Annotated in this window: 17 protein-coding genes; 5 read left to right on the top strand and 12 right to left on the bottom strand. The window is 40.3% G+C overall.

All coding sequences use genetic code 11. The features are described from left to right. Positions 1 to 56 precede the first annotated feature (56 nt). Entirely contained in the window at positions 57 to 1,973 is a 1,917-nt protein-coding gene (locus GSQ74_RS02115; RefSeq protein WP_158989556.1) for a S9 family peptidase, read from the top strand. 188 nt (positions 1,974 to 2,161) lie between these two features. On the opposite strand, the gene GSQ74_RS02110 is transcribed toward GSQ74_RS02115, so the two are convergent. Both GSQ74_RS02110 and GSQ74_RS02105 read right to left on the bottom strand, forming a co-directional pair. Continuing rightward, entirely contained in the window at positions 2,162 to 2,758 is a 597-nt protein-coding gene (locus tag GSQ74_RS02110; RefSeq protein ID WP_158989554.1) for a hypothetical protein, read from the bottom strand. Next, positions 2,748 to 3,218: an RNA polymerase sigma factor gene (locus tag GSQ74_RS02105; protein ID WP_158989552.1), complete on the bottom strand. Its 471-nt coding sequence runs from the start codon at positions 3,216 to 3,218 to the stop codon at positions 2,748 to 2,750. The genes GSQ74_RS02110 and GSQ74_RS02105 overlap by 11 nt, the downstream gene beginning before the upstream one ends. 511 nt (positions 3,219 to 3,729) lie before the next feature. Here GSQ74_RS02105 and GSQ74_RS02100 point away from each other — a divergent pair. After that, positions 3,730 to 5,034 carry an APC family permease gene (locus GSQ74_RS02100; RefSeq protein ID WP_158989550.1) on the top strand — a complete coding sequence of 435 codons (1,305 nt, stop codon included), beginning with the start codon at positions 3,730 to 3,732 and terminating at the stop codon, positions 5,032 to 5,034. Between the two features lie 2 nt (positions 5,035 to 5,036). Here the strand turns inward: GSQ74_RS02100 and GSQ74_RS02095 are convergent, their stop codons facing one another. The 5 genes from GSQ74_RS02095 to GSQ74_RS02075 all read right to left on the bottom strand — a co-directional run bounded on the left by GSQ74_RS02095 (position 5,037) and on the right by GSQ74_RS02075 (position 9,296). Continuing rightward, on the bottom strand, positions 5,037 to 5,462 hold the full coding sequence (locus tag GSQ74_RS02095; RefSeq protein WP_158989548.1) for a DUF1801 domain-containing protein: 426 nt from the start codon (positions 5,460 to 5,462) through the stop codon (positions 5,037 to 5,039). A gap of 172 nt (positions 5,463 to 5,634) precedes the next feature. Further along, positions 5,635 to 6,213 carry an STM3941 family protein gene (locus GSQ74_RS02090; protein ID WP_158989546.1) on the bottom strand — a complete coding sequence of 193 codons (579 nt, stop codon included), beginning with the start codon at positions 6,211 to 6,213 and terminating at the stop codon, positions 5,635 to 5,637. A 117-nt stretch (positions 6,214 to 6,330) separates the two neighbouring features. Next, positions 6,331 to 7,098 carry a Ku protein gene (locus GSQ74_RS02085; RefSeq protein ID WP_158989544.1) on the bottom strand — a complete coding sequence of 256 codons (768 nt, stop codon included), beginning with the start codon at positions 7,096 to 7,098 and terminating at the stop codon, positions 6,331 to 6,333. 136 nt (positions 7,099 to 7,234) lie between these two features. Next, positions 7,235 to 7,390 carry a lmo0937 family membrane protein gene (locus GSQ74_RS02080; protein ID WP_158989542.1) on the bottom strand — a complete coding sequence of 52 codons (156 nt, stop codon included), beginning with the start codon at positions 7,388 to 7,390 and terminating at the stop codon, positions 7,235 to 7,237. 106 nt (positions 7,391 to 7,496) lie between these two features. After that, positions 7,497 to 9,296, bottom strand: coding sequence for a M61 family metallopeptidase (locus GSQ74_RS02075; protein WP_254060790.1), 1,800 nt, complete (start codon positions 9,294 to 9,296; stop codon positions 7,497 to 7,499). A 224-nt stretch (positions 9,297 to 9,520) separates the two neighbouring features. Here GSQ74_RS02075 and GSQ74_RS02070 point away from each other — a divergent pair, with 224 nt between their 5' ends. Together GSQ74_RS02070 and GSQ74_RS02065 are read left to right on the top strand one after the other, a co-directional pair. After that, the gene (locus tag GSQ74_RS02070) at positions 9,521 to 9,922 is read left to right on the top strand and encodes a response regulator (RefSeq protein ID WP_158989540.1); all 402 of its coding nucleotides are present in this window, start codon (positions 9,521 to 9,523) and stop codon (positions 9,920 to 9,922) included. Continuing rightward, the gene (locus GSQ74_RS02065) at positions 9,906 to 10,757 is read left to right on the top strand and encodes an N-acetylglucosamine kinase (protein ID WP_158989538.1); all 852 of its coding nucleotides are present in this window, start codon (positions 9,906 to 9,908) and stop codon (positions 10,755 to 10,757) included. The genes GSQ74_RS02070 and GSQ74_RS02065 overlap by 17 nt, the downstream gene beginning before the upstream one ends. A gap of 224 nt (positions 10,758 to 10,981) precedes the next feature. Here GSQ74_RS02065 and lnt read toward each other — a convergent pair whose 3' ends face one another. From lnt to rsmI, 5 genes are all read right to left on the bottom strand, one after another. Next, on the bottom strand, positions 10,982 to 12,601 hold the full coding sequence (lnt, locus tag GSQ74_RS02060; RefSeq protein ID WP_158989536.1) for an apolipoprotein N-acyltransferase: 1,620 nt from the start codon (positions 12,599 to 12,601) through the stop codon (positions 10,982 to 10,984). Beyond that, the gene (locus GSQ74_RS02055) at positions 12,598 to 13,113 is read right to left on the bottom strand and encodes a DUF1572 family protein (protein WP_158989534.1); all 516 of its coding nucleotides are present in this window, start codon (positions 13,111 to 13,113) and stop codon (positions 12,598 to 12,600) included. The genes lnt and GSQ74_RS02055 overlap by 4 nt, the downstream gene beginning before the upstream one ends. Positions 13,114 to 13,176: 63 nt before the next feature. Continuing rightward, positions 13,177 to 15,474, bottom strand: a complete 2,298-nt coding sequence (locus tag GSQ74_RS02050) for a hypothetical protein (protein WP_158989532.1) — start codon at positions 15,472 to 15,474, stop codon at positions 13,177 to 13,179. Further along, positions 15,404 to 16,453 carry a hypothetical protein gene (locus GSQ74_RS02045; protein ID WP_254060789.1) on the bottom strand — a complete coding sequence of 350 codons (1,050 nt, stop codon included), beginning with the start codon at positions 16,451 to 16,453 and terminating at the stop codon, positions 15,404 to 15,406. The genes GSQ74_RS02050 and GSQ74_RS02045 overlap by 71 nt, the downstream gene beginning before the upstream one ends. A 175-nt stretch (positions 16,454 to 16,628) precedes the next feature. Further along, positions 16,629 to 17,345, bottom strand: a complete 717-nt coding sequence (rsmI, locus tag GSQ74_RS02040; RefSeq protein WP_158989530.1) for a 16S rRNA (cytidine(1402)-2'-O)-methyltransferase — start codon at positions 17,343 to 17,345, stop codon at positions 16,629 to 16,631. 129 nt (positions 17,346 to 17,474) lie between these two features. On the opposite strand from rsmI, the gene serS reads away from it, so the two are divergent. Further along, positions 17,475 to 18,746, top strand: a complete 1,272-nt coding sequence (gene serS, locus GSQ74_RS02035) for a serine--tRNA ligase (protein ID WP_158989528.1) — start codon at positions 17,475 to 17,477, stop codon at positions 18,744 to 18,746. Positions 18,747 to 18,748: the final 2 nt, after the last annotated feature.

Here is an 18,748-nt window from a genome sequence, read left to right as displayed (position 1 = left end):
TTTATTTTTATCTTTAAATCGATTTTAACCCCACTCATTTTTATCAATGTATCATAATGAAAAACAGGATTCTTATTTTGCTATTTCTAATAATTTCGGGTATGACAGCTAATGCCCAAAATTTACTTACCCCTGAATTACTTTTAAAGCTGGGTCGCGTTAGCGGCAAGGGGATTTCTAAAGATGGTAAGTATGTGATCTACACCGTGGGTGTGCCCGATATTGCTGGCAATAAGATCGTCACCAAAACATATAGCTTGCCTATTGAAGGTGGTACGCCATTTTTGGTTACTGATTTGAATGAGTGGATGGCCGATGATAAAGTATCGCCGGATGGTAAATATAAGATCAGCAGCCAGGATATTAAGGTGGAAAAAGTTTCGGGAACTGATTATTATCCTGACCTGAAAAGAAGCAATGTACTGATATATGATAGTCTGAACTATCGCCATTGGGATACCTGGGAGGATGGTAAATTTGGCCACGTAATGCTTGCGCCAATGGTTAATGGCAAACCCGGCAAGGCCAAAGATTTGATGCCTGGTGAGCCTTATGATTGTCCGCTGAAACCTGATGGTGGTGATGAGGATTTTGTGTGGAACCCGGATAGCAAAAGAGTTGTTTATGCCTGCAAAAAGAAATTCGGTACTGCTTATGCCATTAGCACCAATACTGATATTTATAGCTATGATATTGCTACGGGCATAACCACCAATTTAACAGCGGATAATCCTGGTTATGATTTGCAACCAACCTTCAATAAAAAAGGACAAATGGCCTGGCTGCAAATGAAGCGTGATGGTTATGAAAGCGACAAACAAGATTTGGTTGCTACAACCGGCACCTTCAAATTAAACCTTACCGCACAGCGTGATGATATACATGTGGGAAGCTATAAGTGGGCTGAGGATGGTAAAAGTCTTTTCTTTATCGCGCCGATAAATGGTACTTCGCAATTGTTTAATGTAACTTACCCGGGGCTTACCAAAATGATGCCTGTTATTACCCAGGTTACTGCAGGCGATTTTGATGTGAATGATATTGTTGGCCAAAAAGGGAAAACCCTGATAGTTACCCGTGGCGATTTTAACCATGCGAACGAGCTTTACACCGTAGATATTACCAATGGCTTTATGAAACAATTAAGCCATGTTAATGATGAGATTTACGGCAGTTTAGCCATGTGCAAAACAGAGCGTCGTTCCGTTAAAACGGTTGATGGTAAGGATATGCTGGTTTGGGTGATCTATCCGCCAAACTTCGACAAAACTAAAAAATACCCGACTTTGCTTTATTGCGAGGGTGGGCCGCAAAGTCCGTTGACGCAGTTTTATTCTTTTAGGTGGAATTTGCAGTTGATGGCATCGAACGGATACATTATTGTAGCGCCAAATCGTAGGGGTATGCCGGGGCATGGCACTGCATGGAATGAAGAGATCAGTAAGGACCACGGTGGTTTAGCTATAAAGGATTACCTGAGCGCGATAGATAATGTAAGCAGCGAGCCTTTTGTTGATAAAGCAAGATTAGGTTGTGTTGGCGCGAGTTATGGCGGTTACTCCGTGTATATGTTGGCGGGTGTTCATAAAAAGCGTTTTAAAACTTTCATAGCGCATGATGGTATTTTTGATTTCCGTAGCATGTATGGTACCACAGAAGAGATGTGGTTCCCGAATTGGGATTACGGCGGCCCGTATTGGGATAAGAATAATGCCGCTGCCCAAAAATCATATAGAGAGTTTTCGCCAAGCAATTATGTTGCTAATTGGGATACTCCGATATTGATCTTCCACGGTGAAAAAGATTTCCGGGTGCCTTTGGAGCAGGGTTTACAGGCCTTTCAGGCTGCGCAATTACAAGGTATTAAAAGCAGACTGATTGTGATGCAGGATGAGAACCATTGGGTGCTGCATCCGCAAAATGCGCTGGTGTGGCAGCATGAGTTTTACAGGTGGTTGAAGGAGACGTTGTAACCTTTCTTTTTTGTCATTTCGTAGCGAAGAATCTTCTGCGATTTGCATTCGAACTATGCATAATGCAGAAGATTCTTCGTTCCTCAGAATGACAATTTTGTTCAAACCCTGTTATACTTACGAAGTTTAAAAACTAAGTCTGCTTCAACTGTACAGATTCTTCGCTCCGCTCAGAATGACAAAGTAGTTTATTCCGTTTCCAATTGCCCGTTAATTTGCTCTAATCTTGCTATTATATCATTCAACGTCTTTTGCTTTTTCCGGATATTATACGGCCTTAAATAAAAAAAGGTAAACGCCAGGCATAACCCTATTATCAGGTAAAAGATAATTCCCCAAACCGGCGTCATGCGCATTACCGGCTGCACCATGAATAAAAATACTCCCAGGGATAGGCATGCGAAATAGATATTCGTTATCACAGTATTTAAAAATGCATCTTTTCGCTTTATAGTGATCAATTGGTTTAAATAGTCCTGGTTACTTATCTCAGGATTAGTTTTTAATATTAGGGGAATCAATTGATTGTATGCTATTAGATATGTTAGGTAAGCTATCACTTCTAATATCACACCAATTTTAGTTGTCATTTGTGCCTTATCCATAGTAAAACCTACATGTATTACCAATGCAGCAGTCGCCAACAGCACTACGTTCGTGATTACCAGTTGATACCGGAAAATTCTTTTTAGTTTTTCAGCTCTCATAGTTATTTGTTTAATATCAGGTTTGGCATCAATGGGTTGTTTGTTCCATAATGCTTTAAAGTCCATTTCAGTGCTCATAACTTTCAAATTTTTTGGCTAATCGTTCCTTTATGCGGTATATTTTAACCCGTGTGTTTGTCTCGCTTAGGCCTACAATTTTGGCTATCTCTGCCTGTTTAATATCTTCCAGTTCCAATGATATAATTAGGCGATCCGTTTCGGGGAGTTCCGATATACATTTATATAAAAACTGAACCGCGGGTTCAATATCATGTGCAATAGTTTCTTCTATTTGCTCGGGCATCTCGCTGCGTGGTATGCGATTTTGCCGCTCTATCTGCCGCAGGCAATTGTTGGATGCAATGCGAAATATCCAGGTACCAATGGCCGATTCGTTCCTGAATTTTGGTAGTTGCTGCCAAATGGTAACAAACGTTTCCTGCGCTATATCTTTCGCCCAGTCATGGTCATTAACATAGCCCATGCAAATGCGGAAAACCTTGCTCCAATAGGTTTTGTAAATTTCCTCAAATACCATTTAAATGCTTTTTTGCCATATATGCTTATTTTACCTTTAGATACCAAGATTTTAAAAATGCTACACTTTTTGAGCTTATTAATATATATTAATAATATATATTAGTGGAATATTACTTCATTCCCCTAATCCCGGTTTAACAAACCAAGTTGTTGATAATTATTTATGGAAAAAAATACCACCAAGTGTCCTAAGTGTGATACCGGGTTCCTTAATTCGCGCGTAAAAAGAGCACAGATTGTTAAAGTTTTCTTGTTTTGGCTTCCTATTAAAAGGTATAAATGCAGTAATTGCTCCCGGAAAACTTATGTCTGGAAATAATATAAAGCAATGTCATTATGAATAATAGGAAGTGGATAGACTTACGAAGTTTTTAAAACTTCGTAAGTCTATCTCACCAGTACAGATTCTTCGTTCCTCAGAATGACAATTAAATATTGAATTCAATTCATTCTTTAATAATGCCGATTAAAATCAATCGTATTTTTTATGTTTACGTTAAACATCAGCATTGAAAAAAATACGCCCTATACAGCTTGTTGCTATTATTTTCTTCACAGTTTCCGGCGGGCCATATGGGCTCGAACCTTTGCTTACTTATGCCGGGCAGCATGGCGCAATACTTTTGTTGTTACTTACCCCTTTACTTTGGGATGTACCTGCCATATATACGGTGCTCGAGTTAAACAGCATGATGCCCGTAACCGGCGGCTATTACAAATGGGTAAAATATGCTTTAGGAAACCGCCTGGGCTTTTACGAAGGCTGGTGGACCTGGCTTTATACTTTTGTTGATCTGGCCATTTACCCCGTGCTGTTCGTGATTTATGCAGGCTTCTTTTTTCCTGGTGCTGATGCTTATAAACTTCCATTATGCCTTGTATTTATATGGATATCGGCGGGGCTTAATATATTGGGGATAGTACCGGTAGGTAAGGTGTCGTTATTTTTAGGGGCGATTGTTTTAATGCCTTTTATCATATTGTATGTATTAGCTTTTTACCATCATAGTGGGAGTATAGTTTTGCCTGCACCGAGTTTAAAAGGAATTACTTTTCCGTCATTAGGTATGGCATTGTATACTATTATGTGGAATTGTTTGGGCTGGGATAATACTACCACTTATGCCGAAGAAGTGGAGAAGCCTATCCGCTCGTATCTTACCTCCACAATAAGCGCTTTCGCTATAGTAATTGTGGTTTATTTTTTGGTGATATGGGTTTCGCAGTTGTCGGGTATCAGCGCGGCGCGATTAAAGGATGAAGGTTTTCCGGTGGTAGCAACCATTATCGGCGGGCATTGGCTGGGCGCGCTTATCGCTATTGGGGGCATGGCCAGTTGTTTGGGTATTTATGCGTCGGTACTGCTGTCGGTATCGCGCGTGCCGATGGTGATGGCTGAGGATAAATTGCTTCCATCTAAATTAAATAAGCAGCATAAGCGGTTTAATACGCCGTATATATCCATCATCGTATGCTCTGTTGTAGTGAGCGCCATGGTACACTGGGACCTGGAGGCTTTGTTTATTATTGATGTTACCATTTACGGAGCTGGTTTGGCATTGGAGTATATTTCGCTGATCAAGCTTCGGATTAATGAGCCTGATACTTATCGACCATTTAAAATACCTTTAGGAGTTAAAGGACTGTGCATGGTGATAGCTTTGCCAACTATTATTTATTTTGTGGCTTTTACGGGTGCGCTGTCATCTACCCAAAATGGTGTTATGGCAGCGTTATTTGCCTTGGTACTTTTATGCAGTGCCGAGCTGTTGTGGCAGATAGTAAAGCGCAGAAAAGCATTTACTAATCAATGATTTTAAACCTGATTTGGATGTTTTTCCTTTAAAAACCTGATGGATTCTCTTATCAGGCTTTCTAAAACATTTATATCAACATCATCTAACTTTTTAATATAAAGGCAACCTTTGCCTGATTTATGTTTCCCTAACTTCTGAAGGAGTTCTGCTTGTGCTGGGAAGCCGGCTAATACATATAACGTAATATTAGCTTTCCTGGGAGAAAAACCGGTCATGCATATTTCACCTGAACGGCCGCTTTCGTATTTATAAGTGTATTTATCAAAGCCAACAATCGCAGGGCCCCACATCCTGGGTTTTTCACCGGTAACCTTTTCCATTAAATTAATGATGGCATAACAATCCGCACGAACCTTATCATCTTCTACAGCTGCTATAAAACTGTCTACAGATCTTTCCGTAAGTTTTGTTTTTGCTTCAGTCATTATAATAATTGTTGATAATTATTATAAAGCTACTATTCTATTGAATGAATTCAAAGGCTCTATAGCGCTATCATTCACGAAAAAGACGTTTTGGCGGCCTTGTTTGCTTTTGTACTTTTATGCAGCGCGGAATTATTATGGCAGATAGTGAAGAGAAGAAACGCTTTTAAGGTTACTCAATAACGTTGGTCTTCGCGTTGAGGGTATAGGAAGATAATCTGCTTGTTAAAAGAGAATATATAGTATCAAAGTTGCCCTTTAAGTTATTGGTTGCTATACTCAGGGGTGCGCCAAAATTTTTATAATTGAGTTTAAGGGTTCTTTTAATCCAGGCTCCTTTTTGTTGTTCGATATATTCTTCGGGATTTTTTAGGTGTACCCCTATCAATTTTGTTTGTAGCACCTGTTGTATGCTGAATTTTTCAACTTGATTCCAGGGAATAAACCTGTTTGAAAATATACCAGGGTTTATGGTGATCCCTTTATCATCAACTATTAAGCCCGGATTATTGTTAAATAGCATGAACAAGAATGCCAATGAGCATCCACCAAAAAAAATAATAGAGGAAAATCCAGCGATTAGGCCCTTCCACCGATGCCAATTATCCAGGTTTTCGGGTGAAGAGGCATTCTGGATAATCCATAGACCCAGGGCCACGAAGGTTAGGGATAACAATAATAATAAAGCGAGTTTAGTTTTGCTTTGTGGAATGGCTATACTGCCAGCATTAACATCATAATCAACTTTCATGAGTTATCTATTGTCTGAACTCGAATTTATGGAATTCGATGCATTTTTGGAATTTTTGATTGTTCTTTAATTCTAAAAATTCCAGTTCACACAATATCTGCAATGATGTTTTGATAATTACGCACCCTTTTTCAAGCTCTGCATCAGTTTTTCGTACAGGTCATCGCCTGATGTTTGGGCTTGTGGTTTAAGCTTTTTAACGGTAGCGCGTTTGCCTTTTGATTTATCTTTGATTATTTGCAACAGCTGGCTGCTGTATTCATCCTTAAATTTCGATACATCAAATTTTTCGGCGTATTGGTTAATGAGGGTCATGCCCATATCCAGCTCTTTTTTGCTGACCTCAATTTTATCCGGCAAATTTAAATCCTCGGTACTGCGAATTTCCTGCCCGAAACGGATGGTGGTTACTACTAATACATTTTTTACCGGGTGTACTATGCACAGGCTTTCGGTATTGCGCAGTACAAAGCTTGCGAGCCCTGCTTTTTTTGATTGGGTGAGGGCTTGTATCAGTAGCGCGTAGGCTTTGTTGGTTTTGGTATCGGGTTCGGTATAGTAGGATGTTTCGTAAAACATGGGGTCGACATCAGCTATATCCACAAAACTTTCTATTTCAATTACTTTGCTTTTCTCGGGTGCGGCATCGGCAAAATCCTGTTCGTCCATTACTACATAGCCGTCATCCAGTTTGTAGCCTTTTACAATTTTATCATATGGTACCTCTTTATGCGTTTGTTCGTTAATCCGTTGGAAACGGATGCGGGAGTGGTCGCGGCCATCGAGCATGTCAAAATCAAGCGAACTTTTTTGTACTGCCGAATATAGTTTTACCGGGATGCTTACCAACCCAAACCCTAACGAGCCTTTCCAGATAGACCTCATAACTAATTTATTAATGTGTTTTATATAACTTAATAAACCTGAAAACAGTTTTGTTTAAAATTTAGATGTTTATTGACGGTAAATAAAAAAGGCGTTTCATGTTGTATGAAACGCCTTTTTTATAAATATTTTCAGCCTATATTGCTGTTGGCCTTCTGATTATGCCTAAAATTAAGGCTATAATAGCTATAACCAATAAAACATGTATGATGCCTGTTGCAGAATACAAAAATACGCCTAATGCCCAGCCTATGAGCAATATAACGGCTATAATATACAGTAGTGAATTCATGGTGGGGTTATTTAATTAATGATTCTCATAGATGACAGTAGTAACATTACTCTTTACAGGAATGTTTTAATTGTTATGAAATGTTCACAAATTAATTAACAACCAGTTATAATTTAAGCCATTTGGTCCTCACTTTTAGTTGTTGTGCCGATGGGGTTGCCACCGTTTCTATCTTGTATTTTACCAATTCGTTTCTGAGTAAAGTTACAGGTAATACCAGTGATAAGCCATCGCGGTTTATGGTTATGGAGAGTTTATCGCCTACTTTTTTATTGGCGAGTATACTGTTTGCATCAGTAACGGGTATGCCATCAACCGATACAATTTCATCGTTAACGTTTATACCATCAACCCAGGCGGAGCCGTCGCGCAGCACACTTGTTACAAATATTTTGCCGCCGCTGTTTGCGGTCATAACGCCTAATGATGGGTCGTTACTGCCTGCAGCCTCGTCGGTAAGCTGGTAGCCTGCATAGCCCAGGTATTTGTTGTAATTCACATCAGCCACGCCGTAAACGTATTTTTTGTAGAAATCGTCCAAGTTCTTACCTACGAATTTTTCGAGTCCTTTTTTAAACTCGGCATCGGTATAACCACGTTTCAGGGTTTTGTAATACTCATGGTACATGTATTTCATCACATCATCCAATGAATATTTGGTATGGCTATCATTAATAATTTCCAGATCAAGCAGCATGGCTGCTACAGAGCCTTTGCTGTAATAGGATATGGTACTGTTGTTTGAGTTTTCGGTAGGGCGATAAGCCTTTATCCAGGCATCGTAGCTGGCATCGGCAATACTTTGGAATTTTTTGCCCGGTGTGTTCTCCACCTGGTTAATATCATTAGCCATAACGCCTAAATAGTTATCGGCATCAATAAGGTTGGCATGCCTTAAAATAATGTCCTCATAATAAGCGGTAAAGCCTTCGGCTATCCACAGGTCGGTGGTGTAGTTTTCGTTGTCATAATCAAACGGGCCTAATGCTATCGGGCGTAGGCGTTTAACGTTCCATAAATGGAAATGCTCGTGCGCAACCAGGCTTAAAAAGTTTTGATAACCACGCGGCGTGCCATAAGCATCGCGCGAAGCGCCCAAAACAGTTGAGCTTAAATGTTCCAAACCACCGCCGCCACGCAAATAATTGTGTACAATAAAAACGTAATGCTTGTTTGGATTTTCGCCATAAACCGAGGTTTCCTGTTCTACAATTTTGGCTATATCGGTTTTTAATTTATCTCTATCATAATTACCGCCGCCGTACATGGCTATCTGGTAGTGTACACCCGCTGCCTCAAAACCAAAAACATCCTGGTTGCCTACTTCAATAGGCGAATCATATAAAATATCGTAGTTGGGAGCATGCACGGTGAAAGGATCATTACTTACCATATCTAAACTGGTAGATACTTTATCCCAGCCGCCGAAAGGCACAATGTGTATGGTTGAAGGCTGATTAAGCATTCCTTCGGGATAAATAAAAATTCCTGATGTTGACAGGAAGGCATGCGAAATATCAACAAAAGCGGTACGCACCGAAACTTCAAAACAATATACTTTGTACTTGATGGTTACATGATTTAATCCTTTTGTGTTAATGCTCCACCAGTTTTTGCGTGTTTTTACAAAAGGGATTTCTTTGCCATTAGCACTTACTGTAAAGCCTTCTACGCTTTTGGCAAATTCACGTACAAGGTATGATCCGGGAGTCCAAACGGGCATTTTTAGTACTAATGTTGACTGGTTAAGGTGCTCGATATTCATTTCAATATCAGCATAATGGGCTTGTACCTGGGGGAAAGTAACGTTGTATGAAATTGTTGCGGGGCTTGCAGCGTTACTTGTATTCACATTCATAAAAAATAGTATTAAAGAAAAAAGGGCAGTTACTTGAGTTTTTTTCATTAGGGCAATTTATAAAAATAGTTAATTGTCTTAAAAAGCAATATTGTTAAAATAAATGATAAAAATACCATGTAGCACGCTATCAAACCAATTAATACTCATGAAATATTTTATACGTACACGTATATCAAAAAAAATTACATACATTAACGTTGTAAAACCATATCTTTAAATAATATTACACGTATAAATCCTAAATACTACTTTAGTAATTAACAAAAAGAATGACGGCCGCACGCTACAAAACTTGTTTACTCATTGACGATAATTACATCGATAATTTCGTTACAAGGAAGATTTTGGAGAGCGGCAATTTTGTTGAGGATGTTATTGTAAGGCAATCGCCGGATGAGGCTATTGAATCATTACTTGCGGGCACGATAGCACCTGATGTGATTTTCCTAGATATAAGAATGCCTTTAATGAGCGGTTTTGAATTTTTGGAAGAATATGATAAACTTGTATTCCCAAATAAGGAGAACATAAAAATATATATGCTATCATCGTCGCTCGATCCGACTGACATGCAAAAGTCGGAACTTAATAAACATATCACTAATTTTATTCATAAGCCTGTAACCCAAAAGGCACTGGAAGAGGTATTTTCAAATGATCTTAGTTGCTGATAGCGGTTCTTCAAAAACAGACTGGTTGCTGGCCACACCACAGCAGGAAACACAACAATTCAGAACATCGGGACTAAACCCTTACTTTTTAACCGAGAAGGAGATAGCCAAGATTTTACGCGACCAGGTGCCTGAACTAATTGCGCAGGGTAGCGAAATTACTGAAATTTATTTTTTCGGCGCGGGATGTTCAAGCCCCGACAGGCACGAGATCGTATCGAATGCCCTGAGCCAGTATTTCCCCAAAGCGTTTATTAGTGTTGATAGTGATCTGTATGGCTCAGCTTATGCTACTTGCGGGCATGATAAGGGCATATGTTGCGTGTTGGGTACGGGCTCAAATATTTCGTTTTTTGATGGCGAGGAGATACATGCCGGCAAACATGGTTTAGGTTTTGTTTTGGGCGATGAAGGCTCGGGAACCTGGTTCGGTAAGGCGCTGGTCACCGGGTTTTTATATGGCAATATGCCTGATGACATTAACGCTAAATTTGAAAAAACTTACCATCTTACCCGCGAGGATGTAATAAAAAATGTATACCAAAAACCGGGTGGTAATTCTTACCTGGCTGCATTCTCTAAATTTCTTACTGAAATAAGGACTACCGAATATGCACAGACTTTATTGAAAGATGGATTTCAGGAGTTTATTGATACGAATATTAAATCGTACCCGGAGTATCATAAATACAAATGCCACTTTGTAGGTTCTATATCCCATGTTTTTGCTGATGAGTTAAAGGCGCAATGCGAGGCTAATGGTATACGTGTTGGCAAAATTATCCGCCAACCGATACATGATCTGCTGGATTTTATGCTGGAGAAGAGTGCCTGAACTCGAATTTTTGGAATTTGTTGAATTATGGGTTTGTAGTGTTTTTTTTACTCCTTGTCATTCTGAGCGCAGCGAAGAATCTGTAAAGTAGTTTACACCGTACAGATTCTTCGTTCCTCAGAATGACAAAAGGTTTATAGTGCTATTCTTTTACTTCCTTTGTTAATGAGGACACTAACAAAGGATAAGAATTATGGTAATTCTTTAATTCTATGAATTCAGGTTCAGACAATGTTTATTCTTTTCTTCCTTCTCACCAATACCCAAACAATTCCAAGCACAGCTAAAATGCAGCCTATATGCGCTATGTAATCGCCATGCAGTACGTAAAATGTTAAATCTGAATTCAGATTAATATCTTGTTTGATTACCGTTTTTACCCACCAGCCGGTTTGCTGCACAATATCGCCACGTTGGTTAATAAACGCCGATATACCAGTATTTGCCGAGCGGCATACCCACCTGCGGGTTTCGATTGCCCGTAGTTTGGCATAATCAAGGGCTTGGTCTTTACCTGATGTGTTTCCCCACCAACCATCATTAGTGATGATAGCGATGAACTGCGCCCCCATGTGAACCGAGGTGGCTACGTACTCGCCCCAGATGGATTCATAGCAGATTACAGGATCGGCGCCTATGCCACTTTGAGAATAGAATACAGTTGGTGCTGGCTGACTGCCATAGCTGCCTGTAGCGCCTCCTAAATGCTCAAATACAGGTTTTAAAAAGAACAAGGCATTGCCAAAAGGTAATGATTCGGCACCGGGTACCAGTTTTGATTTATGATAGAATTGTACTTCGGCAGAATTCTCAATATTGATGGCCGCGTTAAAGCTATCGAAATATTCACCCGGATTCTCGGTAGGACTGGCAGTTTTGGTGAGTCTTGTGTTATATATTTTAAAGGTTTCGGCACCGGTAATAACGTTGCCATTTTTGTACTTGTTTAAAAAGTGCTGTATCTGTAAAAAGTAGTTATTGCTGCGGATCTTATTTTCATCAACCTGATCGGCGATGGCCGTTTCGGGCCAAATGAAGAATTCGGTATTGGCTTGTCCGATTGAATCAGATAAATGAGTTAAAATGCCTATCTGTTCCTGCGCGGGGAAAGTTGATTCCTTGGCATAAGGATCAATATTGGGCTGCGCGACAACAATGTTTGACGGATTGGGTTGCTCCTGGTAAGTATCATAAGTATAGTACGAGCAGCCAAGCGGTAACGCCAGTATCAGCACAAAACTTGTTATTAAACTTAATCTGGTGGCTTTGCTTTGCGCTTCGCGGAGGCCTGCGTAAAGCAAGAATATCAGGATATTTACTACCCAAATCCATAGTGTACCGCCGTAAACGCCGGTGTACGAGTACCATTGTATCCATTTATGGCTTACGGCGAAACCGTTGCCTAAGGTCATCCAAGGGAAATTTAAATCCCAACTTTGGTGTAGGTATTCGTAGGCTATCCAAAAACAAACCAGGCCAATTAAGCTTAACCAACGGCTTGTACTTAATCGCATACGATAATATAACCAACAAGCCGACGACATTAATAAAGGACCCAGCGAGTACGGAATCAAAGTGATAGGCACAGCCACCAGCGGACCAATAGTTTTAAGCGAATTATAAACCCAGTAAATACAAAGTGTGTTCCAGATGAAAAAACCTAGAAAGGTGATGTAGAAGATTTTCTTCCCCTTTTTAGTGATGTTGGATTGGATGATGTTTTCCATAGCTATCAGCATCGGCACAAAACCAATGAAGAGCAGGAAAGTAGTGTATGGAGTAGGTGGCCAGGCTATCCACAATAGTAAACCTGAAAGGATGGATAGGATTATGCTTTTTTTCATTTGTTAAATTTCTCGGCGTTAAAATCGTCAGATTTACCCGGTGGGATTGATAATGGCTTCCAATCAGGAGCAAGCATTTTACCTATCAATACAATTTGCCCAACATGGTAGGGGTAATGTGTTAATTGCCTGTTTATGGCATCAACCACACTATGCGGCTCGTTACGGATGTACACCGTTTTTTCCCAATCGGCTTCGGTAATAGAATTTAAAGCATTAAAAAGACATTCCCAACCCGCATTCCATTGGGCTAATAATTCCTGCCGTGTTGTTGTTACGGTATCAAATTCGGTGTCACGGTTTCGCCATTCCTTTTCGCCATCGGTATTTAAAAAACCTGTCCAACGGGAAAGCATATTTCCGGCCATGTGCTGTACAATTATAGCAATGCTATTGCTCTGCTGATTATATTGCCAAAGCAAGTCTTCATCTTTTAATTGATTAAAGGTGCTTTCGCCAAGTGTTTTATAGGATTGAAAACGCTTAACAACGCTATTTAAATATGTTTCCATTAGTTATTTCGCTTACAAAATTGAGCGAGGCTAAAATTATGGATTTATATAATGGTTTTCACTTTAATAATGGTCGGCATTTTTCGTCGGTGCATGAGACTTACCATCAACAAAATCCTTAAAATATCCGCATTCGTTTAAAACATCCTGATAATAGTTGGTTTGCGAGTAGTTGGCTTTTAGCTCTGTAAAGTATTTTTCTGTCCAGGGTGTGGTTACGTCACTCTCTGGCAGGCTGTAATAGTTGTTGTGCTCGCATTTGGCTGCCATAAATGTGCATTTGGCTTTTTGATCATTAGTTTGGGCATAATTGCGGGCTAGCAAGTAATATTTCTCAGCGATTTTTTGCGAGTAGATTTCAACGCCCGTAAAAATATCGGACCCATAAAACGGCCGGTTGTTTCCGTAATAGCTGATATTGTAATAAGCATTCGCCAATAACAGGGCATTCCGGTATCTGTCCTTACCAGCGTTCAAATCAGCTTTAATATTGCGAAGTGTTTTTAAAAACGTTATCGAGGTGAATTTTTGCTTTTGCTTGGCTGCCTGGTCGCAATCGTGGCAATCCTGGATATGGATATTGAAAGGGTTAGCTGGCAAGGTATCATATCGGATGGTATCTATCTTACTCCTTATCGCGATTGCCTTATCAATGTCTTCTTTATAAGCGCACATGATCGCCTGGTGATAATAAAGATTATTAATGGTATACGGATAATATCTTAGCATCGTTTTTTCAAAAGGCGTTTTATTGGGTTTATTGATCAGGTCGATCATTTTTTGTACCCATTTGTTATTGGTATAAGGTATAATCGTATCTATAAAACAGCCTGCTTTTAGTGTATCACCTTGTTTTAGATATACGCTGGCTATTGCATACGAACAATTCCCAACTCTTAATCCTTCAATAGTGCCATTCTTCTGTACATCCCTAAGCCAGTTTAACGGCTCTACCAATCTCGCTTCGGTTTGTGCATCTATGCGTTGCAGTTGGTCTGCATCCAAAAATATGCACAGCATTTTATATTGCGCCATCACGAGTTTATCATCAGCTGGGAGCTGATCTTTCGCTTTGGCATAAAACTTACCGGCTTGCGCATAGTCTTTATGGATATAATGCAGGTAACCCGCGGCAATATTCCAGAAATAAGGTTTTGCGGTATTGTTTTGTAAGGCTATTGAATCTACTACCTTTCGCTCGTCAATAGAAATCCCCAAATTCTCAACTGAATTAATGCTATCCTGAGTCTGGTATAGGTTGTGGCGGGGTAAGTAATAGATGCTGTTGTCGCTGGCTTCCCGGGCATTAATCACCCTACTTAATAACAGGGTTACTTTTTCTGATTTTGGGTCGATAGCTACAATCTCTTTAATAGCCCTCAGCGGGTCATATTCCATGCCGAGCAGGTGCCACAGCGTGATTTTTTCTTCGTTGTTTTTTGCCAGTTTGAGCGTTTGCTGCCAGTCGGCATCATCCTGTGGATGAAAGCTAAACTTGCTTGGGATCTTCATCTCGTAAGAAAAATCGTAACAACGGCTATATAAATAATTGGCAAGCGCGTAATTATGCATGCTGCGATAGTAACCGGCCACGTAGCCCAATGTACGGTAATAGGTTAAATTTTGCGGGAACTTGGTTTGGTACTTATTAAACAGTAATAAAATTTTTGCCTGATTATTTACCTGGTGCTTTTTGCGGCCAGCGGTATCTTCAAAAAAGTAATAGTAGCGTACCAATTGAAATAATAACCGCTGTTTGATAAATGGCTTTTTAGATGAATTGAAAGCGGTGGTAAGTTGCTCTTCCAACCCGTCGGGTGCGATAGGGGCGGGTCCTGGATCTGAGTACCACCCTCTGTCTTCGGCAATTGCAAACTTTTCGCAATCCTTGGCCAGCCGCAAATAATCAAATAAATTATTTAAGGTGTTTTTATCCAGCTTGCCTATATCCATGCTGATGGAATCTTGTTTGGGAGGCGGAGTAGTGCCGCTGAGAATATTGTATACAGAATCTATTCCTTTTCTGTCGCCTTTTAACAGCAAATAGTTTAAGGTGGCGGGGTTTAATTTATGTTTAAGATAAGCATCCCATTCATCAATTACCTGGTTGTTGAACCGTTGGTTGTTATCATCAACTTCTACATTTTTACCATAATACCAATTCTCGCTATCGTAAAAAAATGGGGTATATTGTTTTGAAACGAATGCTTCCGGACTAAAAATTGAAGCTGGGGTGTCATCCTCAAAGGCGCAAGCCCAAACGGTACCGGCAACAGCCACGCTGCATATACTAAAGATCAGCAGAAACCTGGTTGATTGTTTCAGCTTTAAATTCTGATAAGTTGAGGTTACCCAGTTCATAATAAATGATAGTTCTGTTTTTTTGAAGCGACAAATGAGCCGATAGTTGGCTTGCCGCCTTTTTCAATAAATTTACATCTGTTACTTCAAGTTTAAAAATATCATTTTGTTTGATGTAAACGCCGTTTAAAAAGAAACTTTTTTTTGCTGTGAAGGCGTTGCCTCTACAGTCGAAATTTTGAGTATTGGTAAAGTCTTTTTTGTCGGGATTACTATAAAGCTGCATCAATCGCCCTTCACGAATCTGGATCGCCCATGAAAAAAGCGGCAAAGCCACATCAAGCTGAATCGGGTATTGCGGGATATAAGTAATATACTTTTCGGCATCGGCCGGATTATAAATAGAATTTGGCTGTTGCAAATTATTATTCAGCGTACCCATGTTGTAAAACATTAGCACCGCTTTATCTACTGGCGGTACACCTGTAAGTTGTTTGTATTTAACCTGGTGCAAGCGTATGGTGGCCTGTAGCTGGTGTTTATTTAGTGCTTTAAAGGCCTTTAAAAAAGTGAAATATTTATCGCGGGTGGTTAATGTCCAGTCGCAATCAAATTGTACCGCCTGGTAGTTTATGTTTGCTTTTGCCGCAATGCGGTTAATAAGGTTGTTGCTGTTTGCGGCGAGGCTATTTATAGCAGTATCGGGTAAGTTTTCAAACGTTTTATTGGCGATAAAGATAACCGGGGTTATGTTTAATTGAGCTACAGACTGGGCGAAAATGACTACCGCGTTTGGAAACGCTTTTTGTGTATTATTATCCCAGCTTATATCAAAAAAACGCAGGTATAATTTATTGCCGGATGTTGCCTTTAAAAGCTGGCTTTGCTGCGCGTTTAGGCTGAAATTGCTTTTCCAATAATAGAATGCGCTGTTGGCCTCGGCGTGTTTTTTGCAGGATTGTAATAAGCAAATGATCGCTAAAAAAGGTAATAGAAAATACTTTTTGCCAGCTGAGAAACTGTTTAAAAATGACTCCATGTTGTTATATAAACACAAATAAAATCGTGATTGCTGTAAGCGTAACATATAGGTCTCTGACTTTGCAAATGCAAACCGTGTCATTGCGAGGTACGAAGCAATCGCGAACTTTGCGAGGCTGCTTTTCTACGTGCGATTGCTTCGTACCTCGCAATGACATGGTGTTTTATTATTGTTATTCGTCGTCCTCGTCCTGAGAACTTTTTTTGTTTGATACGCTTTGTTTTGGCCCAATACATATTACAAACTCGCCTTTTACGGGATGTGTTTCGTAATAAGTTTTAACTTCTTCAACGGTGCCGCGTACTGTTTCTTCAAACATTTTGGTTAGCTCACGCGATACGGAGATCAGGCGGTCGGCGCCAAAGTAGGTGATCATCTCATCCAGCGTTTTTAATAAACGGTGAGGGGATTCATACAATATGATTGTCCGCTCTTCTTGGGCTAAAAACTTATAACGTGTTTGGCGGCCTTTTTTTAATGGCAAAAACCCCTCGAAACAAAACTTATCGGTTGGGAAGCCTGAGTTAACCAACGCCGGTACAAACGCGGTTGCGCCAGGTAAGCATTCAACAGCCAGATCATTTTTTAATGCTTCGCGGACCAGAAAAAAACCCGGATCGGAAATAGCCGGTGTGCCTGCATCTGATATTAGCGCAACGTTTTTGCCCTCTTTTAAAAATTTAACTATTTCGAGTGACGACTGGTGCTCGTTATGTTGATGATGCGAAAATACCTTTTGATGGATGTCGAAATGCTTTAGCAGCGGGGCAGAAGTACGTGTGTCTTCAGCCAAAATCAGGTCGGCTTCCTTTAAAACACGGATGGCCCTAAAGGTCATGTCCTCCAGGTTGCCTATGGGGGTGGGTACTAAGTAAAGTTTACCGCTCATAATTTTTTTGTCATTGCGAGGTACGAAGCAATCTCGTAGCTATGCATTTCATTAAATATATACGACGAGATTGCTTCACTACGTTCGCAATGACAATCAAGTTTATATCTTTGCCTAAAAAATAAAATAATGCTGCAAGTTAGTTATATCCGTGATAACAGGGAACAGGTTTTAGAACGTTTAGCTGTAAAAAACTTTAAACAGCCACAATTGGTTGACGAAATTATTGAACTGGATGAAAAACGCCGTCAAACACAAAACCAAATGGATAGTGTATCGGCCCAAGCTAACTCCGCTGCAAAACAAATAGGCGAGCTGATGCGTGCTGGTAAAAAGGATGAGGCTGAAACCATCAAAGCCAACACCGGTGCATGGAAAGAAGAGATAAAAACTTTGGGTGATGCCTTAGCGGCTACCGAAGAGGAATTGCAGCAAAAAATTGTGTTGTTGCCAAACTTGCCGCATAGCTCTGTACCTAAAGGTGCAACACCTGAGGAAAATGAGGTAGTGTTAGAGAATGGTGCTAAACCAAGCCTTTATGAAGGGGCTTTACCGCACTGGGAGCTTGCCACTAAATACAATTTGATTGATTTTGAGCTGGGTGTTAAAATAACCGGCGCTGGTTTCCCGGTATATAAAGGCAAAGGTGCTAAACTGCAACGCGCGCTGATCGCTTACTTTTTGGATGAGGCAGAAAAAGCAGGTTACAGCGAAGTGATGTTGCCGTTACTGGTTAACGAAGCATCAGGTTTCGGAACCGGGCAGTTACCGGATAAAGAAGGACAGATGTATTTTGTGGGGCAGGATAACTTATTCCTGATACCTACTGCCGAGGTGCCTATTACCAACTTATACCGTGATGTGATTTTAAAGGCTGATGAGCTGCCGGTGAAGAATTGCGGATATACGCCATGTTTCCGCCGTGAAGCGGGTTCATACGGTGCGCACGTACGTGGACTAAACCGTTTACATCAGTTTGATAAGGTAGAGATTGTACAGGTGGTGCATCCTGATACTTCATATGAGGTATTGGAAGGCATGAGCGCACATGTACAGGGTCTATTGAAGAACTTAGGCTTACCATACCGTGTACTACGTTTATGCGGTGGTGATATGGGCTTTACCGCAGCCTTAACTTACGATATGGAAACCTGGAGCGCCGCGCAACAACGCTGGTTGGAGGTTTCATCAGTATCAAATTTTGAGACATTCCAAGCTAATCGTTTAAAATTACGTTTTCGTAATGCAGAGGGTAAAACTCAGCTTGCCCATACCTTAAATGGTAGTGCACTGGCATTGCCACGTATAGTTGCCACCCTGCTGGAAAATAACCAAACCGAGGATGGTATTAAAATACCAGAGGTATTGGTGCCATACACAAAATTTGAGTGGATCAATTAAGA

It is taken from the genome of Mucilaginibacter sp. L196, from assembly GCF_009765905.1.
In the GTDB taxonomy this organism is placed as follows: domain Bacteria; phylum Bacteroidota; class Bacteroidia; order Sphingobacteriales; family Sphingobacteriaceae; genus Mucilaginibacter.
This window is presented reverse-complemented; position numbering and strand designations above follow the sequence as displayed.

What these genes read in the sequence shown, in the direction of transcription:
- GSQ74_RS02115 (WP_158989556.1), top strand. Translation starts at nt 57, where the DNA reads ATGAAAAACAGGATTCTTATTTTGCTATTTCTAATAATTTCGGGTATG.
- GSQ74_RS02110 (WP_158989554.1), bottom strand. Translation starts at nt 2,758, where the DNA reads ATGAGCACTGAAATGGACTTTAAAGCATTATGGAACAAACAACCCATT.
- GSQ74_RS02105 (WP_158989552.1), bottom strand. Translation starts at nt 3,218, where the DNA reads ATGGTATTTGAGGAAATTTACAAAACCTATTGGAGCAAGGTTTTCCGC.
- GSQ74_RS02095 (WP_158989548.1), bottom strand. Translation starts at nt 5,462, where the DNA reads ATGACTGAAGCAAAAACAAAACTTACGGAAAGATCTGTAGACAGTTTT.
- GSQ74_RS02090 (WP_158989546.1), bottom strand. Translation starts at nt 6,213, where the DNA reads ATGAAAGTTGATTATGATGTTAATGCTGGCAGTATAGCCATTCCACAA.
- GSQ74_RS02085 (WP_158989544.1), bottom strand. Translation starts at nt 7,098, where the DNA reads ATGAGGTCTATCTGGAAAGGCTCGTTAGGGTTTGGGTTGGTAAGCATC.
- GSQ74_RS02080 (WP_158989542.1), bottom strand. Translation starts at nt 7,390, where the DNA reads ATGAATTCACTACTGTATATTATAGCCGTTATATTGCTCATAGGCTGG.
- GSQ74_RS02075 (WP_254060790.1), bottom strand. Translation starts at nt 9,296, where the DNA reads ATGAAAAAAACTCAAGTAACTGCCCTTTTTTCTTTAATACTATTTTTT.
- GSQ74_RS02070 (WP_158989540.1), top strand. Translation starts at nt 9,521, where the DNA reads ATGACGGCCGCACGCTACAAAACTTGTTTACTCATTGACGATAATTAC.
- GSQ74_RS02065 (WP_158989538.1), top strand. Translation starts at nt 9,906, where the DNA reads ATGATCTTAGTTGCTGATAGCGGTTCTTCAAAAACAGACTGGTTGCTG.
- lnt (WP_158989536.1), bottom strand. Translation starts at nt 12,601, where the DNA reads ATGAAAAAAAGCATAATCCTATCCATCCTTTCAGGTTTACTATTGTGG.
- GSQ74_RS02055 (WP_158989534.1), bottom strand. Translation starts at nt 13,113, where the DNA reads ATGGAAACATATTTAAATAGCGTTGTTAAGCGTTTTCAATCCTATAAA.
- GSQ74_RS02050 (WP_158989532.1), bottom strand. Translation starts at nt 15,474, where the DNA reads ATGAACTGGGTAACCTCAACTTATCAGAATTTAAAGCTGAAACAATCA.
- GSQ74_RS02045 (WP_254060789.1), bottom strand. Translation starts at nt 16,453, where the DNA reads ATGGAGTCATTTTTAAACAGTTTCTCAGCTGGCAAAAAGTATTTTCTA.
- rsmI (WP_158989530.1), bottom strand. Translation starts at nt 17,345, where the DNA reads ATGAGCGGTAAACTTTACTTAGTACCCACCCCCATAGGCAACCTGGAG.
- serS (WP_158989528.1), top strand. Translation starts at nt 17,475, where the DNA reads ATGCTGCAAGTTAGTTATATCCGTGATAACAGGGAACAGGTTTTAGAA.